The sequence below is a fragment of the Gottfriedia sp. NPDC056225 genome (genome assembly GCF_042267765.1).
GTDB lineage: Bacteria > Bacillota > Bacilli > Bacillales > Bacillaceae_G > Gottfriedia.
This window is the reverse complement of record NZ_JBHJTJ010000077.1, coordinates 1-11128: the sequence shown is the minus strand read 5'-3', so window position 1 is coordinate 11128 and position 11128 is coordinate 1. Positions and strand designations below refer to the sequence as shown.

At 32.1% G+C, this 11128-nt stretch carries 12 protein-coding genes; 1 reads left to right on the top strand and 11 read right to left on the bottom strand.

The window, feature by feature from the left end:
* The first annotated feature begins 134 nt into the window (after positions 1–134).
* Positions 135–656: a glycosyltransferase family A protein gene (locus ACFCYN_RS23805; RefSeq protein WP_375952315.1), complete on the top strand. Its 522-nt coding sequence runs from the start codon at positions 135–137 to the stop codon at positions 654–656.
* A gap of 87 nt (positions 657–743) precedes the next feature.
* Here the strand turns inward: ACFCYN_RS23805 and ACFCYN_RS23800 are convergent, their stop codons facing one another.
* From ACFCYN_RS23800 to ACFCYN_RS23750, 11 genes are all read right to left on the bottom strand, one after another.
* Positions 744–1604, bottom strand: coding sequence for a site-2 protease family protein (locus ACFCYN_RS23800; RefSeq protein WP_375952312.1), 861 nt, complete (start codon positions 1602–1604; stop codon positions 744–746).
* The gene (locus ACFCYN_RS23795) at positions 1597–2367 is read right to left on the bottom strand and encodes a peptidoglycan DD-metalloendopeptidase family protein (protein ID WP_216854015.1); all 771 of its coding nucleotides are present in this window, start codon (positions 2365–2367) and stop codon (positions 1597–1599) included. The genes ACFCYN_RS23800 and ACFCYN_RS23795 overlap by 8 nt, the downstream gene beginning before the upstream one ends.
* A gap of 161 nt (positions 2368–2528) precedes the next feature.
* On the bottom strand, positions 2529–3323 hold the full coding sequence (gene minD / locus ACFCYN_RS23790; RefSeq protein ID WP_172447367.1) for a septum site-determining protein MinD: 795 nt from the start codon (positions 3321–3323) through the stop codon (positions 2529–2531).
* A 2-nt stretch (positions 3324–3325) separates the two neighbouring features.
* Positions 3326–4012, bottom strand: coding sequence for a septum site-determining protein MinC (gene minC / locus ACFCYN_RS23785; RefSeq protein WP_098120241.1), 687 nt, complete (start codon positions 4010–4012; stop codon positions 3326–3328).
* 47 nt (positions 4013–4059) lie between these two features.
* The gene (gene mreD, locus ACFCYN_RS23780; protein ID WP_172447366.1) at positions 4060–4578 is read right to left on the bottom strand and encodes a rod shape-determining protein MreD; all 519 of its coding nucleotides are present in this window, start codon (positions 4576–4578) and stop codon (positions 4060–4062) included.
* A 7-nt stretch (positions 4579–4585) separates the two neighbouring features.
* On the bottom strand, positions 4586–5440 hold the full coding sequence (gene mreC, locus ACFCYN_RS23775; protein ID WP_172447365.1) for a rod shape-determining protein MreC: 855 nt from the start codon (positions 5438–5440) through the stop codon (positions 4586–4588).
* Positions 5441–5613: 173 nt separating this feature from the next.
* A complete protein-coding gene (locus ACFCYN_RS23770; protein WP_172447364.1) occupies positions 5614–6648 on the bottom strand; it encodes a rod shape-determining protein in 1035 nt (344 codons plus the stop codon).
* A gap of 135 nt (positions 6649–6783) precedes the next feature.
* Positions 6784–7470, bottom strand: a complete 687-nt coding sequence (radC, locus tag ACFCYN_RS23765) for a RadC family protein (RefSeq protein WP_375952306.1) — start codon at positions 7468–7470, stop codon at positions 6784–6786.
* A 21-nt stretch (positions 7471–7491) separates the two neighbouring features.
* Entirely contained in the window at positions 7492–8052 is a 561-nt protein-coding gene (locus ACFCYN_RS23760) for a Maf family protein (protein WP_098120246.1), read from the bottom strand.
* Between the two features lie 854 nt (positions 8053–8906).
* Positions 8907–9881, bottom strand: a complete 975-nt coding sequence (locus tag ACFCYN_RS23755; protein ID WP_375952303.1) for a hypothetical protein — start codon at positions 9879–9881, stop codon at positions 8907–8909.
* A gap of 179 nt (positions 9882–10060) precedes the next feature.
* Positions 10061–11128, bottom strand: a 1068-nt coding sequence (locus tag ACFCYN_RS23750; RefSeq protein ID WP_375952300.1) for a sensor domain-containing diguanylate cyclase, incomplete at its 5' end; no start/stop codon positions are given.

Sequence of the window (11128 nt, the reverse complement as noted above, 5' to 3'; positions counted from 1 at the left end):
ATAGTAAAAATTGAATATTATATTTTTATATAACTGAAGACATATTTTAATTTTGAATTCCTAAAATTAACAAGAATTGGAGTGATTAACTGGATATTGTTCTTTCAATTCTTATTCCAACTGTACCTGAAAGAATGGACTATTTGAAGCGTATTGTTAACGAATTGGAAAATCAGTGTAAACCATATCCTGTTGAAATATTAGTTCTTTTAGAAAATAAAAAAAGAACTACTGGAGAAAAAAGAAATGTTTTAATCGAGCAGGCAAAAGGAGAATACGTAGTATTTATCGATGACGATGATCGTATTACATCAAATTATATAGAATTATTATGCCAAGCAATTCGTGAAACACCAAAGGTAGATTGTATAGTTTTTGATGTTTTAGTAAATTTTAACAACCAATATTCAAAGATTTGTAAATATGGGAAAGAGTTTGAACATGGGGAAGATGACAATTATTATTACCGGAAACCTAATCATTTAATGTGCTATTCTAAACAGATTGCCTCTTCACATAAATTTCTCAATATCAGCTTTGGAGAAGACGATGAATGGGGAAGAAGAGTTTCAAATGATATTAAAAATCAAAAAAGAATAGATTCTATACTGTATTATTATGATTATATTCCAAAAGACCCTTCTTGGTATGTTTAGCTATAAAAAAAATGGCCTCATGTAGAGACCATCTTTTTTGTTTAAACTTATCTTTTAGGAAATAGTTATTATGCCAAGAGTCTGCAACTAACTGATCAGTTCTTCAAGCGAATAAGTTGCTTTCTTCTCGGTAAAGTACGCATGTAATAATTCATTTTCATCTAGCATTTTTTGGTTCTTTCTATCTAATGTAAAAACCACATTGTATTTATAGCCTTTTTGAAAATTAGAAAAGACTTGAAATAATTTTGTTTCTTTATTTAAAGAAATTGATTTAATTTTTTGGATATATGGTTTGTTTCCATAAAATCGTTCCATTAAAAAACGAATAACAACAAAATGCCTATTTTTCCATTCCCCCCATAAAGAAACAATTAAAAATAATAGACAAACCCATATTGTAATATTCATTGGTTGTATTAAAATCGTAATGATTGAACTTAAAACTAAAAAGACAAATGAAGAGTATAAACTATATAGATGAGCTTTTACGAATGGAAAAATTAAAGAAAATAACTGATTGATTAATTTTCCACCGTCCAAAGGCCAAATTGGTAATAAATTAAAACAAAGAATACTAACGTTAAAATTAATAAAAAGATTATATAAATTTTCAGGCAGAAAGTTCATTTGAAACAGTATGTTAGCAATAATATATAACGTTAAATGTTGAATAGGTCCAGCTATTGTAACAATAAATTCCTCGTAGGTTGGTCTGTTTCCGTGTTCATCTAGATCGACAACACCTCCAAAGGGAAGAAGTGTAATTTTGTTAATTCGCCAATTAAATGAAGTAGCTGCTATTGCGTGTCCTAATTCGTGACAGAAAATAATAATCGAAACAAACAATACGGACCAAAAGTTTGCGGTCAAAATTCCAATACATGCTATTAATAAATAGAGTGGATGAACTGAAATTTTAGATGGAAGAGCAAGCCATTTATTCAAATGGAATCACCTGTTTCGGATCAATAAATTTTTCCCCCATTTTAATTGCAAAGTAATAAGTTCCTAGATTCCCATCATCATTAGTAGATACCGTTCCGATCACTTTTTTACTATCTACTTCATCATAAACTTTTACATTTGTGCTACCTAACTTTCCGTACCATGATTCTGAGCCATCAGCATGTTGAATGATCACTGTATTTCCTAAATTATCTTTCTTTCCTACAAATATAACCCGACCTTTTTTAATTGAATCTACCTTTTGATTTGCTTCTGTTTGTATTAATATTCCTTGACCATCCGTTTTAAAACTTTGAAGTACTTTCCCACTAGCGGGAACAGCGTAATTATCGTTACCAACATTTCCTTTTTTATCATTTAATTGGGGTAAAAAAGCTAGTGGCGTTCCAAAACGATCTTCGTACCACTTTTGTAGGGAAGCAAATTGAAATTCACTATTATAAACTTGTGAAAGACCTTGCCGAACCTGAGAGGCAATAGGTGAGCTACTTTTTAAAATGATTGCTAAAGCAAGTACAATAATCGCAGATAACAAACTCCTAAACATAAAGTTAGAGTTAGTTATTATCTTTTTCCCCTGCTCTTCTACCAAATCATCATAAGTGTAAGTGTATCCGCCCTCAGCATTTTGTACTTCCTTTACCGGAAATTTGTTCATCATTTGATTCTGATTTCCCCATTTTTCCTCTTGTTCTCGCCGTTTAGCGATCCGCTTTCTTATATCGTCTACGCGCTTACTCAAAGTGTGTGTCACCTCTCCTCGTAATCTTATTAATTCATTTATATGAGTCGATAGGACAACTTATGAGTAGATAATTTGAAAAGTCATCCAAGGCGTAAAAGCATAATTTCTTAGTCGGTAAAGGCTAAAAAAAGAAAAACACTTCGCATGTTTACGAAGTGTTATCGAATACCAAATAATTTTTTCACTTTAAAGAAAATACTCTTATCTGTTTCTAATGATTGCAATGGTACCGATTCCCCTAGCACTCTTCTTGCAATATTTCTATATGCAATTGAAGCTTTTGAATTTGGATTCAATGCAACAGGTTCACCACTATTAGTTGCCTTAAGAACGTTTTCGTCATCTTGGACAATACCGATTAAATCGACAGCTAACATTGATGTAATATCATCAACATCTAAACTATCTTTATTTTCCATCATGTGGCTTCTAATGCGGTTGATTACTAGTTTTGGAGGTTCAATATCCTCTTGATCTAATAATCCTATAATACGATCTGCATCACGAATTGAAGAAACTTCTGGCGTTGTGACAACAATCGCTTTATCCGCACCTGCTACTGCATTTTTATATCCTTGTTCAATACCAGCAGGGCAGTCTATTAATATATAATCATAGTCTTTTTTCAATTCATCAACTAGCTCTTTCATTTGTTCAGGAGAAACAGCAGTTTTATCACTTGTTTGAGCAGCAGGTAATAAGTATAAGCATTCAAAGCGCTTATCTTTTATTAGTGCCTGGTGCGTTTTACAGCGGCCTTCAACAACGTCTACTAAATCATAGACAATACGATTTTCTAAACCCATTACAACATCTAAGTTACGTAGGCCTATATCAGTGTCAATTAAACACACTTTTTTACCAAACATCGCTAAAGCTGTTCCCAAATTTGCTGATGTTGTTGTTTTACCAACTCCACCTTTACCAGATGTAATTACTATAGCCTCTCCCACAGTTACATCATGCCCCTTTCTAACCTTGTCAAACTAGGTCTAAGATGAGTCAGAAATTGAATGCGATCGACAATGATTTGGCCGTCTTCATTTATATAAGCACATTCCATTTCATTGCCTTCATCACCATAATGATCCGGTGCTCTGTTCATTATGCTGCAAATTCTCAACTGCATTGGTCTCATTATTGATGCCGCAATAACTGCCTCCTTATTACCATTAAAACCGGCATGAGCAGTACCTCTTAGAGCACCCATAATAAAGATATTTCCACCCGCAATAACAGTTCCACCTGGGTTAACATCACCGATTAACAGTAAATCACCTTTCACTTGGAGAATCTGACCGGATCTTACCATTCTACAAATAGGTACAATTTCCTCCCTTTTCATCCATTCAATAGCGTCTTGCTTCGAAATAACATTACTTTCGATTGTCTCGACAACAAGATTATTCTTTTTACGAACAATTGAACGAATTATTTCATCTTGTTCGGGAGATAAAAAACGATTTCCTATTTTTAAACGAACTGCAAGTAAGGGACGATCATTGCTCTCAAACAAGTGGGTAGACAGTCTTTCTTCAATTTCATCTACTAAAATCTGAAAAGAACATGTATCATCGAGGTGCAGTGTTAGACCATCTTTCGTTCCTTTAATTGTAACATATTGTTGCCTCTGTTCCATGATAAGTGTTCACCCCGATTGTATAATTCGACATGCACCCGAAAAATCCTTTATTTTTCCTCATTATTTTCACGAATCGTTCTTAATAATGATGAGAAAGGATATGCAAAAATTAATATAAATAGTGCATTCAGTAATAATGTCGGAAATAATCGATGATTCATAAAGTATGTATTATTCATATTTGTAAATCCGAATAAAGCATTTAATCCGTATACTAAATATTCTAATGCTGCAGTCCATATTAAAACAAGGATACTTCGAACGAATAAATTCGCGTATAGTATTTTCATCGCTTGACTTATTAAGAAAATAAATAAAGGAAAAGCAGCCAAATAAATACCAATAACCTCAGTATAAACAATATCATAAACAAATCCAAAGATAACACCATAAATCAGTGCTTTTCTCGGATTATAATATAGCGTCATAAATAATAATCCAAAAAATAAAAAATGTGGAACAACTGTCACATCGTGCCCAAGAATATTTGGCGATACAGTTGAAACATAAATATTTTCTAATATAAAAAGAAGTGATAAAAGCAGAGGTAAACCATACTTACTCATTTACTCCCTACTCTCCTTTCTTTGGCTGGTCGATTAAACGTTTAACAGCAAGCACGTGATCAATATCATTAAAATCCGCTTGTGGCTTGATATACGCTGTTTGTGTTAGCCCATGTTCATCAGGAACAACCTCTTCAACTTTTCCTATTACTAAATTAGCAGGAAAAACACCACCTAGACCCGAAGTCACGACTGTTTGTCCTTTTTTTACTTTTGCAGTTGAAGGAATTCGTTTGAATAATAAAGCCTGTTTCTCAACATCATAACCTTCTATCAAACCAAAAACCGTGTGTTTGTCTTGGATTTTAGCAGAAATTCGATTTGTTCGATCTGAAGAACTTAATAATTGTACAGTTGATGAAAATTTAGAAACATTCTTTACTTTTCCTATTAAGCCTTTAGCAGTAATAACAGCCATTTCTTTTTCTATTCCGCTTAACGATCCTTTATCAATTGTTATAATTTGTTGCCATTTATCAGGATCTCTAATCGTTACAGTAGCTTGAAATGTATCATAATCACTTAGACTTTTGTCAATTCCCATCATGTCTTTTAATTCTTTATTTTCTTTTTCTAAAGCCTTCTCATGTACAGATAATTCAACATACTTATCAAGTTTACTTTTCAACACTTTATTTTCATCGTATGTATCTTTTAAATCCGCAATATTATTAAAGAAACCCGCAATAAGTTGTGCGGGTTTATTAAATACTTTTTCAGTCAAACTTACTGTATCTTTAATAAACTGCTCGGGAATTGAAAGGTTTCTGTTACTTCTTAAAGAATAGCCTAAAAGTGCCACTAGTAAGATAATAGCAGCTAGGACAATCATTAAACGTTTATTTTGAAAAAATTGTGGCATTCTTACACCCTCTTATAACATTTCAACTTTTATTCCAATGTATTCATGCGTGTAATCCTCACTAATACTAGTGAGGATTACACATTTTTTGCTAATCTTCTTATTAAAGAACTTTCTTTAGGAGCTATTTCTTTTAGAAAACTAGCGAGTTTTTTAACACTGCCACTAAAATTTTATCGATATGAATTTGAAGTATAATTCTTTTTGAATATATCGATATTGTCTAATGCTTTACCTGTACCCATTGCTACACAATCAAGAGGGTCTTCCGCAACAATTACAGGCATATTTGTTTCTTGTGCAATTACTTTATCAAGATTACGAAGAAGTGCTCCGCCACCTGTTAAAACAATTCCACGATCAATAATATCAGCTGCTAGTTCAGGTGGAGTTTTCTCTAAAGTATTTTTCACAGATTCAACAATTGCATCAACTGTATCACTTAATGCAGCCGCAACTTCTTCTCCATGAATCGTAATTGTTTTAGGTAAACCTGAAATTAAGTCTCGACCACGAATATCCATTTTTTCATCTGTATCAGTATTGAAAGCTGAACCAATTTCAAGCTTTAATTGCTCGGCAGTTCGTTCACCGATTGATAAGTTATAGTTCTTTTTAATATATTGAATGATCGCTTCGTCCATATCATCACCGGCAGTACGGATTGACTGACTTGTAACAATTCCACCAAGTGAAATAATTGCAACTTCAGTTGTTCCTCCACCAATATCAACAACCATACTTCCAGTCGGTTCCATAACTGGTAAATTAGCTCCAATTGCAGCAGCAAAAGGTTCTTCGATTAAGAATGCATCACGTGCACCAGCTTGTCTAGTCGCATCAATAACAGCTCTTTTTTCAACAGCAGTAATACCTGAAGGTACACAAACCATTACATAAGGTTTACGTGAGAAAAATCCGTTACTCTTTTGAGCTTGATCAATATAGTGTTTCATCATCGTTGCTGTTGTTTCAAAATCAGCAATTACCCCATCTTTCATTGGTCTAGTTGCAACAACATTTCCTGGAGTACGACCAATCATAAGTTTTGCTGAATTACCTACAGCAACAATTTGCTTTGTATCTGTCTTTAAAGCAACAACAGATGGTTCTCTAACCACAATTCCTTTTCCTTTTACAAAGACTAAAGTATTTGCCGTACCTAAGTCTATTCCTAAATCTCGAGTAAATCCGCCTAATCCAAACATATGTATCTTCCTTTCTAAAACGTACAACTTAAATTCATATTTAAAGTATCTATACTATATTTTCTTATCGTTAGTAAATAACAGGTTTTTATCCATAACTTACATTATAAAACAATTAGCCACTAATGAACACCCTTAAAAGCAACCTTTTTCTTTTAAACTGACATACTTATGTTCACCAATTATGATGTGGTCTAGTAATTCAATTCCAATTATTTTTCCACATTCGACTAATCGTTTGGTCACTTCAATATCTTCTCTACTTGGAGTTGGATCCCCACTTGGATGATTGTGTAGACAAATAATCGAGCTTGCTGATCTTCGGAATGCTTCTTTAAATATTTCGCGTGGATGAACAATTGAAGCATTTAAACTCCCCTTAAAAATTGTTTCGCGGGCAATAACTTGATTTTTCGTATTTAAGTATAAACATACAAAATGCTCTTGTTCAAGAAATCTCATTTCATCCATCATAAATTTAGCACAATCATCTGGACTTTTTATCATAAATCTTTCGTCGTATTGAAGTCTATTTATTCTTTTTCCTAACTCAAAGGCAGCAATTAATTGAACAGCTTTCGCTTCACCAATTCCTTTAATGTTTGAAATTTCTTCTACAGACGCGTTCATTAATAATCTTAGTCCATCAAATTTTAATAAAAGTTCGTTCGAAACATTTAAAACCGATTCATTTTTTGTTCCAGTTCTTAACAAAATTGCTAATAAATCTTGGTTTGTCAAACTACCTGGACCAAATTTCAACACTCTCTCTCTAGGCCGCTCATCTTTCGGAAAATCTCTAATGAGAAGCGAATTTGACATGGTACCACCTCAAATCAATAGTTAAAAATTTAATTCCTTAAGTTTTTTCTTAACCTTATTGATCGGAAGTCCTACAACAGAGTAATAGTCGCCGTCTATTTTCTCTACGAATGTACCACCATATCCTTGAATGCCGTAAGCGCCAGCTTTATCCATCGGTTCATTTGTATTGATATAATCAATTATTTCTTGATCACTAAGCTCACTGAAGGTAATTTTTGTACATTGATAAAAACTACTACTTATACCTTCATTTATAATTGAAACACCAGTATAAACCTCATGTGTATTACCTGATAGCATTTTTAACATCGCAAAAGCATCTTCTTTTGACGTAGGCTTACCTAGTTTTTTATCTTTATAAGTAACGATTGTATCAGCACCGATTATAACAGCATTTGGAAATTTAGTTGATACATCTGTTGCCTTTTCTTCCGCCAATTTTAATACAATCTCTGAAGACGACAAGTTCTGCTCCATTACTTCTTCAACATCACTAGTTTCAATGATAAAAGGGATATTTAACATACTAAGAAGTTCTTTTCGTCGAGGAGATGCAGAGGCCAATATAAGTTTTTTCATTTCATTCACCTATTATTTAATTTTAAAAGGAAGGATACAAGACTATCCTACCCAGATAATCACTATAACACAAATTAGCAAAAAACACTTTCCGTTGCCTATTCGTTACTAAAATGTAATATTAATGAAAGTTTTGTTATGTATTAAAATACCCTAATATTAAAATTTCATTTTTAAAAATTTCATTGCATAATTCCTATGTTTTCTATGTAAAATTAGCATTAAATTTAATTAAAATTATATTGCAGTAAGAAGTTTTTAACTAAAATAGTATTTCTTTTAATTCAGCTTGTAATAAAAAATACACTAACAAAAATTAATTTGTCAGTGTACTCAGGCTCTTGAAAAAAAGAACTTATCAATTACAAAACAATATTTTTCAATGCAATGTAAAGGAAGTTGTATGATGTTGATTTCCACTACAGGATTCTCGCTTTCCATGGGGCGAGACCTGAGCCTCCTCGACTTCGCCTGTGGGGTCTCAGGCTTCCCGCACTTCCCATAGGAGTCGAGCCTCCTTTCGTTCCAATCAACTTCTTCAAAATAAAAATGCATTCATAAAAACTCTTATTAATTCTCTTTGAGAAAAATTGAAATTAAATACTCAATTATTTTGCAATATCGATTAATCGCCTACTTATAAATTAATTATTTAATTCTTCTTCAAACAATTTACAACTCAATTTTTCAACCTGAAAAAGAGTATTACTATAGTTTGTTAGTATTCCACAAACAAATTATCTATTAAAATAAATAAATAAATAATAACACCCTCAAAAGAAACAATTTGATCGCTTAATAACATTTTAACGATTGGCTGTTATATTTCAACAATCTAAATACACTAACAAAAATTAATTTGTCAGTGTATTTTTTTGTTCTTTTAATATTTTAAATAATGATAATAGATTATCTTGAACTGCTTCAGTCGTCTTATTTAAACTTTGCTTGTTATTTGAGGACAAGACTTTTTCGATATTTTGTAGATATTTAAGCCCCTTTAATAATGGCTTATTTTTGATATAGTCTTTTTGCTTGCTCAAAATTAGCATCGTTGAAGTTATTTGTTCTAGTTGCTTCGCATTATTAAAATTCTGATCTGTTAAATATGATAGCATAAAATTAAATGTTTCAACTTCTGCCTTATACATATCAACGGATTGTTTAGGACCTTTATAAGTTTGCCCAGCAATTGTTTCTTCTTTTAAATACGCGTTATTAAGTTTTGTCTTTACCTCATCAGCTAAAAATGTGCTTTCTTTCCCACTCAATGCAATAACAACAAATAAAGCATTATTCTTTTCATAAATTACAGGTTTATAGCCTAATTTTGAAACTTCTTTTACATTTTTCTTTGCAGCTGCCATCGTTTTATACATCCCTACTTGTGCCAAATCAAATTTCACAGTTGGGATACTTGTTTCCACCTGAGTAGTTGTACCGGCAACTTTTTCAATAATGCTTGTTGGAGTAGTTGCATCTGGTTTTGCTTGTTTAAAAATACCTAAAAAAACAAATCCAAAGCATAATCCTATTAAACTTGCACCAATAATTGAAATAATAATACTTTTTGAAGGTGATTTTTTCACGAAAAAAGAAGCCTTCTTTTTCGACTTTTTCGTCTTGACCTTCTCCACTGGTTTCATCTTCTTCTTCTTTTTAACATCATCCAAAACAATTACTTTTTTACCTAATCCATCTGGAGTTGGTAAAACCCAACCGAATTCTCCATCTTTTTCCACCTGATTTTCGTTAGGGGTCACAGCGCCTTCCGCAAACTTTTTTTCCTCACCATTGATTTTAATCGATATCTTTGAGGACTTGTCCATATGAATCCTCCTAATACTTTATTTTAAAACGTAAAAAAATACTAACATATAATTCCAAAAAAACTCGCCGACATTTGTCGAGGACAACCATGTATCGTGCAACAAAAAATTACAAAAAGCCTGCAATTCCTTCCTTTTCTATAAAAATAAATAAACCACCGAAGTCTACTTCTCGGTGGTCATTTACGATAGATTGCTACTTTATTTCTTCCAGCATTTTTTGCTTTTGAATACATAGCTCTGTCTGCGCAACGAATTAAGTCAGCTGGTTCTTCTGCTACAAATGGTGCAACTGCTGCTCCAATACTCGCCGTGACAGTTAATTTAATTTGTTGATGATCATTGGTCAGATAGTTTGTCATACTAAATGGAATATTTTGAAGTGATTTTCTTATATTCTCGGCTAAATCATATGTTTCATATTCGTTATTATTAACCGTCAATACTGAAAATTCTTCACCACCAAAACGCGCAACTAATCCATTATGGCCTACTATCTTTTTAATTCTTTGTGCAACTTCGAATAGCACTTCATTTCCCGCTTGATGACCGTATTGGTCATTTATTCTTTTAAAATAATCTAGATCTATTAAAAGTAATGAAATGGACTTAATTTTGGAAGAATTCAAACGGACAAATTCATCTTTTATTTTAGATTCGAGATATTCAAAATTATAAATGCCAGTTAAAGAGTCTGTTTCGCTTCTAGTTTTTGTTTCTAAGTAATACCTCGCATTCTCGATCGCAATTGCAAGATATAGAGCTAAAATTTCGATCATTACGACTTGGTATTTTTTATAAGCATTTTTTTGTTCTGATGCAATTGTTAGTACACCAACTACTTCTTGATTCTTTATAATTGGAATTGATAATAAGCTTTCAGCATCAGTACATTTTAAATGATCATTTGTTATCCATTGTGTTCGCCTATTAAAATTATATCTTCTTTTTTCATAATACACTTTCTCAGTTATCGAGCCTTCAAGTGTATCAAAGTAAGGACAACTAAATCTTTTTTCATCAAACTTATTTTGAAAATACCTTTTTAATTTGAGTGAAGAATCTTCAACTAAAAATAAATTCCCATTAGAAATAGGAATTATTTTGCTTAATTGTTCAAAAAACTCGTCTATTACATCTTCTTCTTCCATTTTTTGAGATAGTTTTTGACTTATTCTCATCGTCTTCTTTAAATATTTATTCATATTTAAGGTTGATGACAAAGTATTTAATATAATCATTAAGAT